General features: G+C 69.8%; 14 protein-coding genes and 1 pseudogene. 7 read left to right on the top strand and 8 right to left on the bottom strand.

Annotation, left to right across the window (positions count from 1 at the left end; translation table 11 throughout):
• Window positions 1–187 precede the first annotated feature (187 nt).
• Window positions 188–889: an invasion associated locus B family protein gene (locus QNA08_RS16125; RefSeq protein ID WP_283741752.1), complete on the bottom strand. Its 702-nt coding sequence runs from the start codon at window positions 887–889 to the stop codon at window positions 188–190.
• 251 nt (window positions 890–1,140) lie between these two features.
• Here QNA08_RS16125 and QNA08_RS16130 point away from each other — a divergent pair, with 251 nt between their 5' ends.
• A complete protein-coding gene (locus QNA08_RS16130; RefSeq protein WP_283741753.1) occupies window positions 1,141–2,115 on the top strand; it encodes an NADPH:quinone oxidoreductase family protein in 975 nt (324 codons plus the stop codon).
• A 60-nt stretch (window positions 2,116–2,175) separates the two neighbouring features.
• Here QNA08_RS16130 and QNA08_RS16135 read toward each other — a convergent pair whose 3' ends face one another.
• Entirely contained in the window at window positions 2,176–2,562 is a 387-nt protein-coding gene (locus QNA08_RS16135; protein WP_283741754.1) for a YkvA family protein, read from the bottom strand.
• Between the two features lie 165 nt (window positions 2,563–2,727).
• Here QNA08_RS16135 and QNA08_RS16140 point away from each other — a divergent pair, with 165 nt between their 5' ends.
• Window positions 2,728–3,513, top strand: a complete 786-nt coding sequence (locus QNA08_RS16140) for an SDR family NAD(P)-dependent oxidoreductase (RefSeq protein ID WP_283741755.1) — start codon at window positions 2,728–2,730, stop codon at window positions 3,511–3,513.
• A gap of 64 nt (window positions 3,514–3,577) precedes the next feature.
• On the opposite strand, the pseudogene QNA08_RS16145 reads toward QNA08_RS16140, so the two are convergent.
• From QNA08_RS16145 to QNA08_RS16160, 4 genes and pseudogenes are all read right to left on the bottom strand, one after another.
• Window positions 3,578–3,877: pseudogene (locus QNA08_RS16145) on the bottom strand (4a-hydroxytetrahydrobiopterin dehydratase); the annotation flags it as partial.
• Between the two features lie 72 nt (window positions 3,878–3,949).
• Window positions 3,950–4,483 (bottom strand): RNA 2',3'-cyclic phosphodiesterase, encoded by a 534-nt coding sequence (gene thpR, locus QNA08_RS16150; protein ID WP_283741756.1) that lies wholly within the window; start codon window positions 4,481–4,483, stop codon window positions 3,950–3,952.
• 361 nt (window positions 4,484–4,844) lie between these two features.
• Window positions 4,845–5,888, bottom strand: a complete 1,044-nt coding sequence (locus QNA08_RS16155; RefSeq protein ID WP_283741757.1) for an aldo/keto reductase — start codon at window positions 5,886–5,888, stop codon at window positions 4,845–4,847.
• A 70-nt stretch (window positions 5,889–5,958) separates the two neighbouring features.
• Window positions 5,959–6,720, bottom strand: a complete 762-nt coding sequence (locus QNA08_RS16160) for an arylesterase (RefSeq protein WP_422679934.1) — start codon at window positions 6,718–6,720, stop codon at window positions 5,959–5,961.
• A 34-nt stretch (window positions 6,721–6,754) separates the two neighbouring features.
• On the opposite strand from QNA08_RS16160, the gene QNA08_RS16165 reads away from it, so the two are divergent.
• The 4 genes from QNA08_RS16165 (at window position 6,755) to QNA08_RS16180 (ending at window position 11,642) form a co-directional block, all read left to right on the top strand.
• Window positions 6,755–7,438, top strand: coding sequence for an ABC transporter ATP-binding protein (locus tag QNA08_RS16165; protein WP_422679935.1), 684 nt, complete (start codon window positions 6,755–6,757; stop codon window positions 7,436–7,438).
• Between the two features lie 10 nt (window positions 7,439–7,448).
• Window positions 7,449–10,019 carry an ABC transporter permease gene (locus QNA08_RS16170; RefSeq protein WP_283741759.1) on the top strand — a complete coding sequence of 857 codons (2,571 nt, stop codon included), beginning with the start codon at window positions 7,449–7,451 and terminating at the stop codon, window positions 10,017–10,019.
• Window positions 10,020–10,202: 183 nt separating this feature from the next.
• Complete coding sequence (locus QNA08_RS16175) at window positions 10,203–10,976, top strand: Bax inhibitor-1/YccA family protein (protein WP_283741760.1); 774 nt, start codon at window positions 10,203–10,205, stop codon at window positions 10,974–10,976.
• Window positions 10,977–11,219: 243 nt separating this feature from the next.
• Window positions 11,220–11,642 carry a GNAT family N-acetyltransferase gene (locus QNA08_RS16180; RefSeq protein WP_340322303.1) on the top strand — a complete coding sequence of 141 codons (423 nt, stop codon included), beginning with the start codon at window positions 11,220–11,222 and terminating at the stop codon, window positions 11,640–11,642.
• A gap of 54 nt (window positions 11,643–11,696) precedes the next feature.
• Here the strand turns inward: QNA08_RS16180 and QNA08_RS16185 are convergent, their stop codons facing one another.
• Together QNA08_RS16185 and QNA08_RS16190 are read right to left on the bottom strand one after the other, a co-directional pair.
• Window positions 11,697–12,125 (bottom strand): DUF2794 domain-containing protein, encoded by a 429-nt coding sequence (locus tag QNA08_RS16185; protein WP_283741761.1) that lies wholly within the window; start codon window positions 12,123–12,125, stop codon window positions 11,697–11,699.
• A 402-nt stretch (window positions 12,126–12,527) separates the two neighbouring features.
• Window positions 12,528–13,142, bottom strand: a complete 615-nt coding sequence (locus QNA08_RS16190; RefSeq protein ID WP_283741762.1) for a peroxidase-related enzyme — start codon at window positions 13,140–13,142, stop codon at window positions 12,528–12,530.
• Window positions 13,143–13,286: 144 nt separating this feature from the next.
• Here QNA08_RS16190 and QNA08_RS16195 point away from each other — a divergent pair, with 144 nt between their 5' ends.
• A complete protein-coding gene (locus tag QNA08_RS16195; RefSeq protein ID WP_283741763.1) occupies window positions 13,287–18,122 on the top strand; it encodes an NAD-glutamate dehydrogenase in 4,836 nt (1,611 codons plus the stop codon).
• The last annotated feature ends 1 nt before the right edge of the window (window position 18,123 follow it).

Raw genomic sequence — 18,123 nt, forward strand, 5'->3', positions numbered from 1 at the left:
CGCAGCCGGCAAAGCGTCGCACCGCGCTGCGGGGCGCACAAGGCGGGACATCAGGGCGAGCGCAGGGGATCCTGTCGGCGCCGGGGCCCTGTTCCTCACCGGTCGCCCGCGACCCGCGCCCGGGCTTCAGGGCGAGGAGCCACGAGGACCTTGCCATTCGGATCGGCCGCGCCCGCGTCACCGCGGGTCAGGGGCATTCCTTCTTCACGCGCTCGAGCGCCTGGCTCAGGCCCGACAGCGAATAGACGTCGGTGAGGCTGTTGCCGCGCTTCGAGGTCGATTTGAGCTGCAGCTTGGCGCCCTTGCTCATGGCGGCGAGCACCTGGGCCTCCTCGGCGGGGTTCTTCACCCAGCCGTTCGAGCCCTTGGTGACCACGGCGTGCTTGGCCTCGCCGATGAGCACCTCGGCATCGACGCCCTCCTTAGCGGCGAATCCGAGCACGAAGCTCACCTCGTTGCGCACGTTCTCGGCCGGCCGTGTCGAGACGAAGAGATAGGCCGGATCGCGATTGAGGTTCTTGGGCTGCCGGTCCTTCGGCTGGGTGAGGGCGTAGCAGACCTTCGACTTGCCCTGCTGCGAGGCGTAGGCGCCCCAGTCGCCGTAGGTCGCGAGCAGCAGCGCCTGATTGCCGCCGGCCGCCGGGGCAGAGGCTGCCGCGCTCGCCGCGGTCGTCTTGCCTGTGGCGTTCGGCTTGGCCGCCGCCGGCTTGGCTGCGGTCCCAGCGCCGCCTGCCTGCGGCTTGGCGGCACCATTCGCCGCGGGCTTCGCAGGCTGCGCAGGCCTCACCTGCTGCGCGGCTGCCGGCGCAATGCCGAGGAGCATCGCCGCGGCGAGGACTGGAAGCGTGGGAAGCCCCTGGGCGGGCCGAGCTGAGGTCCGTCGAATCATGGACGCAATCTTACTGCTCCGAGGCTGCGGGAAAAGCCGGACGCGCGGAACACCCCAGGCGGACCGGGCATGTGCCGACAGGGTTCCGCCGGCGGCGGGGGACCGGCCGCCGGGACCCGCGGCACTAGGAAGGGCAGGAAGGGGGCGAAATTTCGATCGACGATAGGATCAATGTCGCCAGCCGCCACATTGTGCGAACCTCCGGCCCGCGCTCGTCCGGAGCCGCCCTCGCAGTTCGCGGAAGGAAGCCCATGAAAGCCATTCTGTGCAAGGCCTTCGGGCCGCCCGAAAGCCTGGTGGTCGAGGATCTGCCCGAGCCCGTACCGGGCCCGGGGGAGGTGGTCGTGGCCGTGAGCGCCGCGGCGCTCAACTTCTTCGACACGCTGATCATCCAGGGACGCTACCAATACCGGCCGGAGCTGCCCTTCTCCCCCGGAGGCGAACTCGCCGGCACGGTGGCGGTGCTCGGACCGGATGTCACCGACTGGGCCGTGGGCGAGCGCGTCATGGCCTATGTCGGCTGGGGCGCCGGCCGCGAGCGTGTCGTCGTCAAGGTGCAGGACCTGATCCGCCTGCCCGAGGCGCTCTCCGACGAGCGCGCGGCGGGGCTCACCGTCACCTACGGCACGTCGCTCCACGCGCTGCAGGACCGCGCGCGGCTCGCACCGGGCGAAACGCTCGCCGTGCTCGGCGCGGCCGGCGGCGCGGGCCTGTCGGCCGTCGAGCTGGGCCGCCTGATGGGCGCCCGCGTCATCGCCTGCGCTTCGTCGGCCGACAAGCTCGAACTCGCCCTCGCGCATGGCGCCGACGACACACTCGACTATGGCGCGACCGATCTCAAGGACGGGCTCAGGCGCCTCACCGGCGGGCGCGGCGTCGACGTGATCTACGATCCCGTAGGCGGTGCATTGACCGAGGCCGCCCTGCGCGCCATGGCCTGGGAAGGGCGCTTCCTCGTCGTGGGCTTCGCCGGCGGCAACATCCCGAAGCTTCCGCTCAACCTCGTGCTGCTCAAGGGCTGCGATGTCCTCGGCGTCTTCTGGGGCGCGTTCCGCGAGCGCGAGCCCGCCCACCATCGGGCGAATATGGCGCGGCTCGTCGCCTGGGCGGCGGAGGGCAAGCTTTCCGCCCACGTCCATGCCGTCTATCCGCTGGAACGGACGGCGGAGGCGCTCGACGTCATCGCGCGGCGCGAGGCCAGGGGAAAGGTGATCGTAAAGCCCTGAACGCGAACGCTCCCGGCTAAGGGCGGGCCGACCGCCGGGGCAGGCGGCGGCCCCCGCCCGTCAGGCGGGATCCTGAAGCTTCGCCAGCGCCGCGCGCGCCTTCCTGCGGTGCTCGTCGGTGACGGCGCCCGCGACCGCCGCCATGGCGACGCCGAGGACGGCGACGTCGTCAGTGAAACCCAGCAGCGGCAGGAAGTCGGCCACCGCGTCCGTCGGCAGGATGAAATAGCCGAGCGCGCCGAGGAGCACGAGCTTCACCTTGCGCGGTGTCGCCGGATCCTTGACGCAGTAGAAGGCGGCGACAAGGTCCTCGGCGAAGGGCAGATTGCGCGCGATGCGCCTCAGTGCCGCCCAGAAGTGGCGCGTCACGCTGTCTTCGTCGCGGACGGCGCGGCGGATCGCCGCCATTTCCTCTCGCGTCAAGGGACGTGCCAGCAGGTCGATCATCCTCTCCTCCTGGACGCGCGGCGACCTCCGTCCGCACCCCGAGGCCGCAAGATGGTCGGCGGGGCGGGCCTGCACAAGAGCAGGCCGATTTTCGCACCAAAGGACAGTTTGCGCCGCCGGTCGCGTGCGATACACCGCATCGACCCATCATAGCGGAGGAAACCCATGAAGCTCGACGGTTCGCTCGCGGCACTCGTCACCGGTGGTGCCTCGGGGCTCGGGGAGGCGACGGCGCGCCTCCTGGCGAGCCACGGTGTCAAGGTGGCGCTCCTCGACATGAACGCCGAGCGGGGCGAGGCGGTGGCCCGCGACATCGGCGGTCTCTTTGTCAAGACCGACGTGACCGACGAGGCCTCCGTCGACGCGGCGCTTGCCAAGGCGCGCGAGGCGCAGGGCGTGGCGCGCATCCTCGTCAACTGTGCCGGCATCGCGCCCGGCAAGCGCACGGTGTCAAAGAAACGCGACACGGGTGAACTCGTGCCGCACGACACTGCGACCTTCGCCAGGACGCTGGCGGTCAATCTCACCGGCACCTTCACCATGATCGCCAAGGCCGCCGCGGCCATGGCCGGCCTCGAACCGGTGACCGCGGACGGCGGGCGCGGCGTCATCGTCTGCACCGCCTCGGTGGCGGCGACCGACGGGCAGATCGGCCAGGCGGCCTACGCGGCGTCGAAGGGCGGCATCCTTGGCCTGACGCTGCCGGTGGCGCGCGACCTCTCCTCCTTCGGCATCCGCGTCATGACGATCATGCCCGGCATCTTCGAGACGCCGATGTTCGCGTCGGTGCCGGACGAGTATCGGCAGGCGCTCGAAGCGAGCGTACCGTTCCCTTCCCGCCTCGGCCGGGCGGAGGAATATGCGGCGCTGGTGAAGTCCATCGTCGAGAACGACATGCTCAACGGAACCGCCATCCGGCTCGACGGCGCCATCCGCCTCTCGCCGAAATAGGGATCGTCGCGCCTGCCGCGCGCCGCCGTCCCGTCGGAGCGGCGCGCGGCCCGCCTGTCTCCCGCTACTGCCCGGCGATGCGATCCATCGCCCGGGCGAGCTCCACGTCGCGCCGGGTCAACCCGCCAGCATCATGGGTGGTGAGGGTCACGTCCACCGTCTTGTAGACATTCGCCCACTCGGGATGGTGGTCCATCTTCTCGGCGACGAGCGCGACGCGCGCCATGAAGCCGAAGGCTTCGTTGAAATTCCGGAAGACATATCGTTTGGCGATGGCGTCGCGCCCCTCGACGGCCGTCCAGCCGGCGAGCCCCGCGAGCGCCGACCGCCGCTCTTCGTCCGTGAGCCTCACCATGGTGGTCTTCTCCTCGTTCCTGTCGGCTGCGGCGGTGCTCGCTGATGCTTCCTCTGGGGCTTGCCCCCGTCGCCCGGGCCGTCAGCCCAGCGGATAGGCGGCCTCGACCACATAGGGCCCGCCACCGACCGAAGCGCGCGACGAGAAGAGCACGAAGCGCGTCGCCGTGAAGCGGATGGCCGGGAAGGCGCCGCGCGTCGCCAGATAGTCCGCGACGTCGATGGGCGAGGCATCGCGCAGGCGGGCCAGCGTGACGTGCGGCGTATACTTGCGCGTCTCCGGCGGCAGGCCGGCACGACGGACCTTGCGCTCGTGGTCGGCCTGCAGCTCGATGAGCTCCGTCGACGGCACGGCGCGCGCGAAGACGGCCCGCGGCCGCCCGCCGCCGAAGCTCGCCAGTTCGTCGATGGTCACCGTGACCGGGTGGCGATGCACCTCGCCCAGGGAGACGTAGATGTCGTGCGCGGTCTTCTCGTCGATGTCGCCGATGAAGCGCAGCGTGATGTGGTAGTTCTCGGGGTCGATCCAGCGGGCGCCCGGTAAGCCGCCGCGATACATCGACAGCGACATGGCCACCTCGGCAGGCACCTCGAGGCCGGTGAAGAGGCGGGGCATGGAGGGTCTCCCGCATGTTCAAGGGCCGCGTGGCCGGCCCGCGCCGGCCTCGGGCGGCGACGCGAGCCGATGATCGGGGTGTCCCGCAATGGCGCGAATCACCCCGCATTCATAGGTTCACCCCGCCGGCCCGCCCTGTCCAGCAGCGAGCCGTGACGGCAGGATGACGCCGCCGGGCCAGATGCTGCCGTTGCGGCCGGTCGCGGCCGCCCCGTCGACGCGAGCCACCTTCGCCGCGCGGTGCCGCGGTGCGACGGGAACAACGGTCCGCTCAGTGAAAGTGGCCTGTTTTCAAATGGTTGGTCGCATCCGCCTTTTCAAGGAAGGCGGAGGCGGCCCGTGGGCGCGGCGGCTGCCGCGCTCAGGGGCAGGGGTTCGAGTGGAGCTGATGGATGGCGTTGATGCGCTCCTCGATCTCCGGCGTGATGGCGACGTCGACGGCGCCGATGTCGGTCTTCAGCTGCTCCAGGGAGGTCGCGCCGATGATGTTGGACGTGACGAAGGGCCGCGAGTTGACGAAGGCGATGGCGAGCGCGGCGGGATCGAGCCCGAGCTCCCGGGCGAGTGCCACGTATTTCTCGATGGCCGTGTCGGCTCCCGGCTTCTCGTAACGCTGGCCGCGATTGAAGAGGGTGGTGCGGGCGCCGGCCGGCCGGGCGCCATTGAGATATTTGCCGGTGAGATAGCCCTGCGCCAGCGGCGAGTAGGCAAGGAGGCCGACCTCCTCGCGCATGGTGATCTCGGCGAGCGCCACCTCATAGGTGCGGTTGAGCAGATTGTAGGCGTTCTGCACCGACTGCACGCGCGGCAGGCCCCTGGTCTCGGCGTGATGCAGGAAGGTCATGGTGCCCCAGGCACTCTCGTTCGACAGGCCGACGTGACGGATCTTGCCGGCCTGCACGAGGTCCTGCAGCACGGCGAGGATCTCTTCGATCGGGTTTTCCGGGCCCTTCTCCCACTTGAAGACCGTGGGATTCGAGCCCCAGGGCATGGCGCGGTCGGGCCAGTGGAGCTGGTAGAGGTCGATGTAGTCCGTCTGCAGGCGCTTCAGGCTCTTGTTCACCGCCTCCTCGATGTTGGCGCGGTTGAGCTCGGCGCCCGAGCCGTTGTCGCGGAACCAGTGCATGTCGGTGCGGCCGACGACCTTGGTGGCGAGGATGACCTTGTCGCGGTTCTTGCGCGCCTTGAACCAGTTGCCGATGATCCGCTCGGTCGAGCCCGTCGTCTCGGCCATCGGCGGGATCGAATAGAGTTCGGCCGTGTCGAAGAAATTGACGCCGTGGTCGAGGGCGTAGTCCATCTGTGCGTGGCCCTCGGCCTCGGTGTTCTGCTGCCCCCATGTCATGGTGCCGAGGCAGATCAGGCTGACATCGAGGCCGGTGCGGCCGAGCTTGCGATATTGCATGGCGACACTCCTTGGCACGCACGGCGGCGCGCCGCGCGCTCGATCGGCGAAGGGCTTGCGGCGAAAGCCGTCAGCCGTTGGTCTTGAGGGAGGCGAGGAAGCGCTCGACCGTCGGCAGCATGCGCTCGACGATACGCTTCACGCCCTCGGCGGTAGGGTGCATTCCGTCGGCGAGGTTGAGGCTGGGATCGCCCGCCACCCCGTCGAGGAAGAAGGGATAGAACACGAGGCCATGTTTCTGCGCAATCGTCGGGAATATGGCGTCGAAGCGGGTCTGGTATTCCGTCCCGAGATTGGGGGCTGCGCGCATGCCGGCGACAAGCACGGCAATGTCGCGCTCCCTGAGCCGGGCGACGATGGCGTCGAGCGCCTCCTCGGTCCGCGCCGGGTCGACGCCGCGCAGCATGTCATTGGCCCCGAGCTCGAGGATGACCGCCCGCGTGCCCTCGGGCACGGACCAGTCGACGCGCGCGAGGCCGGCGGTGCTCGTGTCGCCCGAGACGCCGGCGTTCAAGATCTCGACCGCATGGCCCCTGTCCCTCAGTGCCCTTTCGAGCACGGCGGGGAAGGCCGCGTCCTGCGGCAGGTTGAAACCGGCCGTCAGGCTGTCGCCGAGGGCCACGATCCGTACCGGCCCGTCGGTGGCGGAGCCCGGCAGGGGCCACACCATCACGGCGAGCACGAGTGCCAGCGCGACGAGACGTGATTGGATCAGGATGGCGAGCCTCCCATATGAGGGGGCATCGCGCCTGGCGGCCTTCTGGATAACCGGGCGCCCATGCGGCGCAGGCGCATTCTCGCGATCCTGGAGACGAGGCGGAACGATGGACATCGAGGCGCGGTGCGGAGCTGAAACCCCGAGCGATATGGCGATCCGCCTCGCCGATGTCCACCTGAGCCTCGGTCACGGCGCAGCGCGCGTGCACATTCTCAAGGGGATCACGCTCGCGGTGGCACGGGGCGAGGCCATCGGCCTCGTGGGCCCCTCCGGCTCGGGCAAGTCGACACTCCTCATGACCATGGCCGGGCTCGAACGCCCCGATTTCGGCAGCGTGACCGTTGCCGGCCGGGACCTTTCGGGCCTCGACGAGGACGACCTTGCCCGCTTCCGCGGCCGCAACATCGGCATCGTCTTCCAGTCCTTTCATCTCGTGCCGACCATGACGGCGCTCGAGAATGTGGCGCTGCCGCTGGAACTGGCCGGCGAGCGCGACGCGCATCTGCGGGCACGCGCCGAACTCGACCTCGTCGGGCTCGGCGAGCGGTTGCAGCACTATCCCGCCCAGCTCTCGGGCGGCGAGCAGCAGCGCGTGGCGATCGCCCGTGCCATCGTCGCCAACCCCGAAATCCTCGTTGCCGACGAGCCGACCGGCAATCTCGACGAGAGCACGGGTCAGAGCATCATCGACCTGCTCTTCGCCCTGAAGCGTGACCGGGGAGCGACGCTCGTCCTTGTCACCCACGATGCCTCGCTCGCGGCGCGCTGTGACCGGGTCGTGCGCCTGCGCTCCGGCCATATCGAGGCCACGCCGGCCCCGGCGGCGGCCTGAGGACGGCGCGATGCACGGCGGATTCGACCGACAGCGCGCCCCCGGCACCGTCGCCCGCCTTGTGCTGCGGCTTGCCCTGCGCGAGCTGCGCGGGGGCCTGCGCGGCTTCGGTATCTTTCTCGCCTGCATCGCGCTCGGCGTCATGGCGATCGCCGGCGTCGGCTCCGTGTCGCGCAGCCTGACCGAGGGCCTGGCGCACGAAGGGCGGCGCATCCTCGGCGGAGACGTGGCGGTGAGCCTGGTGCAGCGCGAGGCGAGCGAGACGGAGCGCGCCTATCTCGCGACGAGGGGACGGCTGTCCGCCATCGCCACGCTGCGCGCCATGGTGGTGGCGGGCGAGAAGGGCTCGGCCCTCGTCGAGCTCAAGGCCGTCGATGCGGCCTATCCAACGGTCGGCACGCTGGAGAGCGAGCCGCAGCGTCCGCTTGCGGCCCTGCTCGGGGGCGGGGACGGGGTCTTCGGCGCTGTCGCCGACCCGGTGCTGCTTGCCCGGCTCGATCTGAAGCTCGGCGACCGGGTGAGGCTCGGCCGGGCGGAAATCGAGATCCGCGCGAGCCTGCGGAACGAGCCGGACAAGATCGCCGCCGGAGTCGGCTTCGGCCCGCGCCTGCTCGTGGCGCAGGAGGCGCTCGCAGCCTCCGGTCTCGTGCAGCCGGGCAGCCTCGTGCGTTTCACCTATCGCCTCACGCTGCCGCAGGCGGACGATGCGGCGCTCGCCCACTTCGCCGAGGAGACGAAGCGCGCCCTGCCGGACGCGGGCTGGGACATCCGCTCGCGCGTCAACGCCGCTCCGCAGTTCGCGCGCAACATCGAGCGCTTCACCCAGTTCCTGACGCTCGTCGGGCTGACTGCCCTGATGGTGGGGGGCGTCGGCGTGGCCAATGCCGTGCGCGGCTTCGTCGAGCGCAAGCGCGATTCTATCGCGACCCTGAAGAGCCTCGGGGCGCCGGGCGGGCGCGTCGTCGCCATTTACCTCGCCCAGGTGCTTCTCATCGCCGTCGTGGGCGTCGGCATCGGCCTCGCGCTCGGGGCGGCGATGCCCTTCGTGCTGGCGGGCGCCGCCCGCTCCCTCATTCCCATCCCGCTCGATCCGGCGCTTGCGCCGGGGGAGCTTGCGGTCGCCGCGCTCTACGGCCTCCTCACCGCACTCGTCTTTGCGCTCGCGCCCCTCGGCCGGGCGCACGACGTGCCGGTGTCGGCCCTGTTCCGCGACCAGGTGGACCCCGAGCGGCGCCTGCCGCGCCGGCGCTATCTCGCCGCGCTCGGCCTCGCGCTAGCGGTGCTCATGGCCGTGGCCGTCTTCTTCGCCTTCGATCGCCATGTCGCTGCGATCTTCATCGGTGCGGCGCTCGGGGCCTTCGTGCTGCTCAGGCTCGTCGCCGAGGGGATCATGGCGCTCGCCGCGCGCCTGCCGCGCCCGCGCCGGGCGGCGCCCCGGCTCGCACTCGCCAATATCCACCGGCCCGGGGCGCTGACCCCCTCGCTCGTGCTGTCGCTCGGCCTCGGGGTCACGCTGCTTGTCGCGCTCGCGCTCGTCGACGCCAACGTGCGCAGCCAGCTGACGCGCGCCCTGCCGGGGCAGTCGCCGAGCTTCTTCTTCCTCGATATCCAGAACGGCGAGGCCGAGCGATTCGCCGCCTTCCTGGCTGCCGAGGCGCCGGAGGCCCGGATCGAACGGGTGCCGATGATGCGCGGCCGGATCGTGAGCCTGAAGGGCATCCGCGTCGAAGACTACAAGGCGCCCGAGCAGGTCGCCTGGGTGCTGGAGGGGGATCGCGGCATCACCCATGCGGCGGAGGCGCCCGAGGGCTCGTCGCTCACATCCGGTGCGTGGTGGCCGAAGGACTACGAGGGGCCGCCGCTCGTCTCCTTCGACCGCGAGATTGCGCAGAATCTCGGGCTTTCCGTGGGCGACAAGATTGTCGTCAACGTGCTCGGCCGCAACCTCGAGGCGACCGTCGCCAATCTGCGCGTCGTCGAATGGCGCAGGCTCGGCATCAATTTCGTCATGGTGTTCTCGCCCGCGACCTTCGCCGGCGCCCCGCACACGCAGCTTGCCACGCTCACCCTGCCGAACGGCGGCGCCGCGGCGCAGGAGGCGGCGATCCTGAAGGCCACCGCCCGCGCCTTCCCGACCGTGACCAGCGTGCGGGTGAAGGACGCCCTCGACGCGGTCAACGACATCGTGGGCCAGCTTGCCGTCGCCCTGCGGGCGGCCAGTTCGATCGCGCTCGCCGCCAGCCTCCTGGTGCTCGCCGGCGCGCTCGCCGCCGGCCATCGCGCCCGCCTCTACGACGCGGTGATCCTGAAGACGCTCGGGGCCACGCGCGGCCGGCTGCTCACCGCCTACGCCCTCGAATACGGCGCCCTGGGCCTCGCCACCGCGCTCTTCGGCTTCCTCGCCGGCACGGTCGCTGCCGCCGTCATCGTAACGCGCGTCATGCGGCTCGACTTCCTCTTCGAGCCGGCCGGCGCGATACTCGCCGCCGTCCTCGCGGTGCTTGTCACGATCGCCTTGGGGCTTGTCGGTACCTGGCGTATTCTGGGGCAGAAACCCGCTTTTTACCTAAGGAACCTCTGAGATTCGGGGGGGTGAGGCAACCTTTCCAATGTTTAATGTTCGCGCAATGAACTTTGCGGCGGCGGAAGTTCTTGCCGCTCGCGTGTCGTTTGGCGCTCGCCTCTTGTACAGCACCGCTTGTCGGACCATATTGTCGACCGATGCCGAGCAATCGGCACATGCTTTCAGCTTCGTGAGGAATCCATGTCGGACTTGAACCGCAACGCTTCTGTCTTCGGCAGCGGCGTCGCCCGGGCCGGGACCGCAGAGCTCGACCAGGGCCTGCGGGCCTTCATGCTCGGCGTCTACAACAACATGGTGCTCGGGCTCGCGGTCACGGGTCTCGCCGCGCTCGGCACCTACATGCTCGCCGTCGCGGGCACCAGCCCCACCGGCAAGGTGACGGCGCTGACCGCCTTCGGCCAGGCCATCTATCTCAGCCCGCTGAAGTGGGTCGTGATGCTGGCGCCGCTCGCCTTCGTCTTCCTCTTCTCCTTCAAGGCGGAGAGGATGAGCGCTTCGGGCGCGCGCGGCCTCTTCCTCGCCTTCGCGGCGGTGATGGGCCTGTCGCTGTCGACGATCTTCGTCGTTTTCACGCGCGAATCGATCCTGCAGGTGTTCTTCATCACGGCGGCGGCCTTCGGTGCGCTCAGCCTGTGGGGCTACACCACCAGGAAGAGCCTGTCGGGCATGGGGTCGTTCCTGGTCATGGGCCTCTTCGGCCTGGTCATCGCCTCGCTCGTCAACATCTTTCTGGCGTCGAGCGCGCTCGCCTTCGCCATCTCGTGCATCGGCGTGCTCGTCTTCGCCGGCCTGACCGCGTGGGACACGCAGCGCCTGAAGGAGATGTACATCTACGGCGGCTATGACGGCGAGACGGCTGCGAAGGTGTCGGTCTATGGCGCACTGACGCTCTATCTCGACTTCATCAACATGTTCCAGTTCCTGCTGTCGCTCTTCGGCAACCGGAACGAGTGATAGGCGGCGCTCCGGCGCTCACGGAACGTCGGACGGCCCCGGCTCTGCCGGGGCCTTTTCTTTGGTGCGTCGTCGCCGGCCGCACCGCTTGCCTTCGCTGGGGGAAGACGGCTCCATGCACCCTCTGACGCTCATCGTGCGGCCGTCAGCGGACGGAGACTTCCCGCCATTACCGCGATCTATGCCCATGCCGTCACGCACGGCACGGCTTCCTTCGAGCTCGAACCGCTGGACGTGGCGGAAATGGCGAGGCGCCGCGCCGCCCTTCTCGCCGCCGACTATCCCTATCTCGTGGCCGAGAGCTTCGGCAGCGTGGTCGGCTACGCCTACGCTGGACCCTATCGGCCGCGCCCAGCCTATCGGGCGACTGTCGAGGATTCGATCTATGTCGCGCCGGAGGCACAGGCCGGCGATGTCGGCCGTGCGCTGCTGACGGCGCTCGTTGGCGCCTGCGAACTGCGGGGTTTTCGCCAGATGATCGCGGTGATCGGCGACAGCGGCTCGACAGGCTCCATCCGCCTGCACGCAGCACTCGGCTTCCGGCGTGTCGGCATCCTGGAAGCCGTGGGCTGCAGGCATGGCCGCTGGCTCGACAGCGTGCTCATGCAGCGCGCTCTCGGTGCGGGCGCCACGACGGCGCCGGGTGAAGCATTGCCCGCTTCCTGAACCGCCGCCCGCGCCCGGCCGGGCGCGGGCCCTCGTTCGCCTTCGGGAGCCCCGTCAGGCCGAGACGAGGCGGAGCGACCGGTCCAGCACGCGCAGCACCCGGGGGAGTTCGTGGCCGCGCTTCAAGACGAGGCCGGAAGTGGCGACCACCGAATAGAGGCCCTGCCGGCGGGCGAGCTTCGGATCCTTCTCGATGCGGTAGAGCGGCATTTCCGACGTGCGGCGGAACACCGAGAAGACCGCCTTGTCCCGCAGGAAGTCGATGGCGTAGTCGCGCCACTCCCCCTTCGCCACCATGCGCCCGTAGAGATCAAAGATTGCGCGCAGTTCACGATGGTCGAAGGATACGTGGGAAGACACCAGTTGGATCGGCGCCGATGCTCCCGCCGGCACGCCGTGCGGCTTCGCTCTCTTCAGGGGCACGACGCTGGCGCCACCCGTGCCCCGCAACCGTTGCGTCTCCGAGAGTTCGTTCTCGCTCATCGCGCCTCCCGTCGTCACAGGTTCGGCGGGCGATCGGGACCGCGAACCGGCCCTTCGCTCGTCGTGTCGTTTCCTTGTCATGATGGGCTCCGGCGGAGCCGGGTGCAAGGCACAAGGACGCGGCGCGGCGGCGAGCTTGGGCGCCCGCGTACCACCCCTCACGGCTTCGTCAAGAAGACCACATTTTCGCCCCAGTGGCGTCAAGCGACGGCCCCACTGCCCGGCGATAACCTCACCGTTGCCTCGACGGCCCGGCTCCCTGGAGCCTCCGGACACGTCAGCCCCCCAGCCCCCCGGGGTTTTGGGGCAGCCGGGCCACTCGGTTCCGTGTAAGAGTACCCTGTATCTCCGGCCGGCGCTCGCGCCGGCCTTTCCTTTTGGACGGCCCTGGCGGCCACCGGCTCAGCGGCTCTGGGCGTGGTAGTCGCGGTTCGGGCGCATGTCGACGGCGCTCGCCAGGCGGTTCGACATGTTGAAGAAGGCCGCGACCGCCGCGATGTCCCAGATCGCCTTGTCGTCGAAGCCCGCCGCGCGCAGGGCGGCGGGACCCGCCTCCTCCACTTCCCACGGGCATTCCGACAGCTTGACCGCGAAGTCGAGCATGGCGCGGTGGCGCGGCGACAGGTCGGCCGCGCGGTAGTTCATGACCATCAGTTCGCCGAGCAGCGGATCGCCCGAAAGCTGGCGCACCGCCGCGTCGTGCGCCGTCAGGCAGTAGTAGCAGCGGTTCACGCTCGAAACGGCGACCGCGATCATCTCGCGCTCGAGCTTCGACAGGCCGGAGGGGGCCAGCATCAGGTCGTTGTAGAGCGCAGCGAAGGCTTCGAGCTTGGCGTTGTCGTGGGCGTAGGCCGCAAGCACGTTGGGCACAAAGCCGAGCTTCTCCTCGCATTTGGCGAAACAGGCCTGCATCGCCTCTGACAGCATGTCGCGCGCAAGGCCGAGGGCGGTCACCCGCCCGTCGGTATCCTGCTGCGGCGGTTTCTCGCCGACGTCGGGTTTTGCCGGTTTCGTCATCCTGGGATCCTCCTCACGGCGCAAACTTCAATCGATTCGATGGTTCGGCTTCCGCAGAATGTTCCTTAACACGTGTGCTATGTGCATGCTGCGGTGGGGGCGGATCGTGAGCCCGCCGCGGGACAACGAGCCTGGAGGAAGGCGATGGCGCTGGAAGCGGCCGCGGAACGCGAGGCCCTGATCGGCGAGGTCGAAACGGTGTTGGCAGGAGAGAGCGCGGGCGGCGCTCCTTCGGGCTTCGTGGAGGCGCTGCTCGGGCGTACGGCGCTCGAGGATCTCGCGCCCTATCCGGCCGAATCGCTCGCACGGATCGCCGATTCGGCCTTCCGGCACCTGTCCGACGTGCGTCCGGGCGGGCGCCACGACATTCGCCTCCTCGATCACGAGATCGAGGCGGACGGCGGCAAGCGGGAGATCACGGTCGTCGAGGTCGTGAACGACAACATGCCGTTCCTCCTCGATTCAACGCTCGCCGAGATCGTCGACCAGGGCTACGAGCCGCGCCTCGTGGCGCATCCCATCCTCGCCGTCGAGCGCGATGAGGCGGGTGCCTTCAAGCGCCTCGTCGGCGAGGCGCTCGCCGGCGCCCCGCTCGGGGCCCGGCGGGAGAGCTTCATCCACGTCCATCTCGACCGCATCGACGACGAGGCGGCGCGGGCCCGCCTCGCCGAAGGCCTCGACAAGGTCTATGTCGACGTCGAGCGTGCCGTGCGCGACTGGGCGGCCATGCGCGCGCGCCTCGCCGAGGCCGCCGAGGCCTACAAGATCAATCCGCCGCCGCTTCCCGCCGACGAGGTGACGGAAGCGGTGCGCTTCCTCGAGTGGATCGCGGCCGACAACTTCACCATCCTCGGCGCGCGCGAGTACCGCTTCGCCGGCGGCGACACCGCCGCCGATCCTGTGGAGGGCACGGGCCTCGGCATCCTGCGCGACCCTTCCGTGCGCGTGCTGCGCCGCGGCCGCGAGCTCGTGGTCATGACGCCGGAGATCCGCGCCTTCCTCGACCGGCCGGTGGCGCTCATCATCACCAAGGCCAACGTCAAGTCGCGCGTCCACCGGCGCGCCCATCTCGACTACATCGGCGTCAAGCTCTTCTCGCCTGACGGGCGTCTCGAGGGCGAGCTGCGCGTCGTCGGCCTGTTCACGGCCAATGCCTACACGGGCTCGACCAGCACCATTCCCTACCTCCGCCACAAGGTGGCGCAGGTCGTGCGGCGGGCCGGCTTCGACCCGGCGAGCTACTCGGGGCGCGCGCTCCTGTACGTGCTCGAAGGCTATCCCCGCGACGAGCTGTTCCAGGTCGACATCGACACGCTCTACCGCTTCTCGCTCGACATCCTGCAGCTCACCGAGCGCCCGCGCGTGCGCGCCCTCGCCCGGGCCGACGAGTTCGACCGCTTCGTCTCGGTGCTCGTCTACATCCCGAAGGACCGCTACGACACCCACGTGCGCCAGCGCGTCGGCGAATTCCTGGCGCGCGCCTACCAGGGCCGTGTCTCGGCGGCCTATCCCTCCTATCCGGAAGGCACGCTCGCCCGCACCCACTTCATCATCGGCCGCGACGACGGCCGCACGCCGGTCGTCGACCAGCAGGAGCTCGAGGCCGGCATCACGGCCATCGTGCGCACGTGGAGCGATGCGCTGAAAAGTGCGCTGGAGAGCGGCGTCGGCGGCGCGCGGGCGCGCCTGCTCGCCGCCCGCTACGGCGAGGCCTTCAGCGCCGCCTATCGCGAGGCCTTTTCGGGCGAGGCCGTGATCGGCGACATCGCCATCCTCGAAACCCTGTCGGACGAGCGTCCGCGCGCGGTCGACCTCTACCGGCGCGAGGGCGAGGCGGCGACGCGCGCGAGCCTCAAGGTCTTCGCCCGCGGCGCGCCCATGCCGCTGTCCGAGCGCGTGCCGCTTCTGGAGCGACTGGGCTTCCGCGTCGTCAGCGAGAGAACCTACCGCGTCGTGCCTCACGGCGCGCCGGAGGAGGCACGCGTCTGGCTGCACGACATGGCGCTGGAGCGCGCCACCGGCGGCGAGATCGACGTGGCGCGACTCGACCCGGCGATCGAAGCGGCGTTGATGGCGCTGTTCCGGGGGCTTGCCGAATCGGACGGCTTCAATGCGCTCGTGCTTGAAGCCGGCCTCGGATGGCGCGACGTCGCCATGATGCGGGCCTTTGGCCGCTACCTGCAGCAGGTGCGCGTACCCTACGCCCAGGACTATCTCGCCGCCACCCTCGCGCGCCATCCCGCGATCGCGGTGAAGATCGTGGAGCTGTTCTATGCCCGCTTCGATCCGCGTGTCGCCCAGCGCGAACGCGATGCGCGCCAGCGGGCCGTGCGCGCCGAGATCGAGGAGGCGCTCAAGGCGGTCACGAGCCTCGACGACGACCGCATCCTGCGCCGCTTCGTCAATCTGATCGAAGCGGCAGTGCGCACCAACTTCTTCCAGGTGGGGCCGAGCGGGCTCGCGCGCGAGACCATCGCCTTCAAGTTCGACTGCGCGCGCGTGGAGGGGCTGCCGAAGCCGCGCCCCCTCTATGAAATCTTCGTCTATTCGCCCCGCGTCGAGGGTGTGCACCTGCGCTTCGGCAAGGTGGCGCGCGGCGGCCTGCGCTGGTCCGACCGGCCGCAGGACTTCCGCACCGAGGTGCTCGGCCTCGTCAAGGCGCAGCAGGTGAAGAACGCCGTCATCGTGCCCGTGGGAGCCAAGGGCGGCTTCGTGCCGAAGCACCTGCCAAGCCCGAGCGACCGGCAGGCATGGCTGGCCGAAGGCACGGAGAGCTACAAGATCTTCGTCTCGACGCTCCTCGACCTGACCGACAATCTGGAGGGCGACCGCGTCGTGCCGCCGGCGGCGACCGTGCGCCACGACGGCGACGATCCCTACCTCGTGGTGGCGGCCGACAAGGGCACCGCGACCTTTTCCGACATCGCGAATTCCATCTCCGCCGCGCACCACCACTGGCTCGGTGACGCCTTCGCCTCCGGCGGCAGCAAGGGCTACGATCACAAGGGCATGGGTATCACCGCCCGGGGGGCCTGGGAGGCGGTGAAGCGCCATTTCCGCGAGATCGACATCGACATCCAGTCGACGCCGGTGACCGTGGCGGGAGTCGGCGACATGTCGGGCGACGTCTTCGGGAACGGCATGCTGCTGTCGCGGGCGTTGAAGCTCGTCGCCGCGTTCGACCATCGTGACATCTTCCTCGACCCCGATCCCGATCCGGCGACATCCTGGGCCGAGCGCAAGCGGCTCTTCGACTTGGCCCGCTCGAGCTGGCAGGACTATGACAAGAGCCTCATCTCGGAGGGCGGCGGCGTCTTCTCGCGCACGGCGAAGTCCATTCCGCTGTCTGCGCCGGTGCGGGCGCTCCTCGGGCTCGACAAGGCCGAGGCGACGCCCCAGGAGGTGATGAACGCCATCCTCAAGGCGCCCGTCGACCTCCTGTGGTTCGGCGGCATCGGCACGTATATCCGCGCCTCCGACGAGAGCGATGACCAGGTCGGCGACCGCGCCAACGACGCCATCCGCATCACCGGCGGCGAGGTACGCGCCAAGGTGGTGGGCGAGGGCGCCAATCTCGGCGCGACGCAGAAGGGCCGCATAGAGGCGGCCAAGCATGGCGTTCGTCTCAACACCGACGCCATCGACAACTCGGCGGGCGTCAACACATCCGACGTCGAGGTCAACATCAAGATCGCGCTGTCGACGCCGGAGCGGGACGGGCGTCTCTCGGAGGATGACCGCAACGCCCTCCTGGCCGAGATGACGGACGAGGTTGGCCGCCTCGTGCTGCGCAACAACTACCTGCAGACCCTCGCCCTCTCGCTCGCCGAGCGGCAGGGGGCGGGCGGCATCGGCTTCGCCAGGCGCCTCATGCAGGCGCTCGAGGCCGAGGGGCGGCTCGACCGGGCGGTGGAGTTCCTCCCCGACGACATCGAACTCTCCGCGCGGGAGCGGCGCGGCGAGGGGCTGACGCGGCCGGAACTCGCGGTGCTCCTCGCCTACGCCAAGCTCGCCCTGCACGACGCGCTCATCGACAGCCCGGTGCCGGACGAGCCCTATCTTGCGCGCGAGCTCGCGCGCTACATGCCGGTGCCCGTGCGCGAGCGCTTTCCCGACGCAGTCGAGACGCATCGCCTGCGGCGCGAGATCATCGCCACCCAGCTCGCCAACGCCATCGTCAACCGCGGCGGTCCGACGGTCGTCACGCGCCTCGTCGACCAGACGGGTACGGACGCGCCGACCATTGCGGCGGCCTATGCCGTGGCGCGCGATTCCTTCGGCCTCGTCGATATCAATGCGGCGATCGACGCGCTCGACGGGCGGATCAGGGGGCAGTCGCAGCTCAGGCTCTACGCGGAGCTTCAGGACCTCCTCCTGCATCAGCTCGTCTGGTTCATCCGCGAGGTCGACTTCACCCGGCACAGCCTGGACGAGGTCGTGACGCGCTATGGAGAGGGCATCACCGCTGTGGAGGCGGTGCTCGACACGGTCCTCACCGCGGATGCGCGCGAGGGCCTTCGCCTGCGCGAGGAGGCGCTGGTCGGCGAAGGCGTGCCGGGCGAGCTCGCCCGCAAGCTCGCGCACCTGCCCGCGCTCGCCGAGGCGCCCGACATCGTGCTGGCGGCGCAGGTGACGGGGCGCTCGGTCGCGGACGTGGCGGCGACGCATTTCGCCGTCGAGGACGCGTTCAGACTGGGGGCACTGGCGGCCGCCGGGCGCGACATTCCGGTGACCGACCACTACGACCGGCTGGCGCTCGACAGGGCCGTCGACGGCCTCTCGGAGGCGCACCGCAAGCTCACTGCCGAGATCGTCGCGAGCGGCGGCCAGGGGGCCGAGGCGGTCGGGGCCTGGGCGGCCCGCCGTGGTGCGGAGGTGGCGCGCATTCGCGCCACCGTCGACGGCATCGCCGCCTCCGGCCTCACCCTGTCGAAGCTGACCGTGGCGGCGAGCCTTCTCGGCGATCTCGCAAGGGGCTGAG

This window comes from Chelatococcus albus, from assembly GCF_030067675.1.
GTDB lineage: Bacteria > Pseudomonadota > Alphaproteobacteria > Rhizobiales > Beijerinckiaceae > Chelatococcus_A > Chelatococcus_A albus.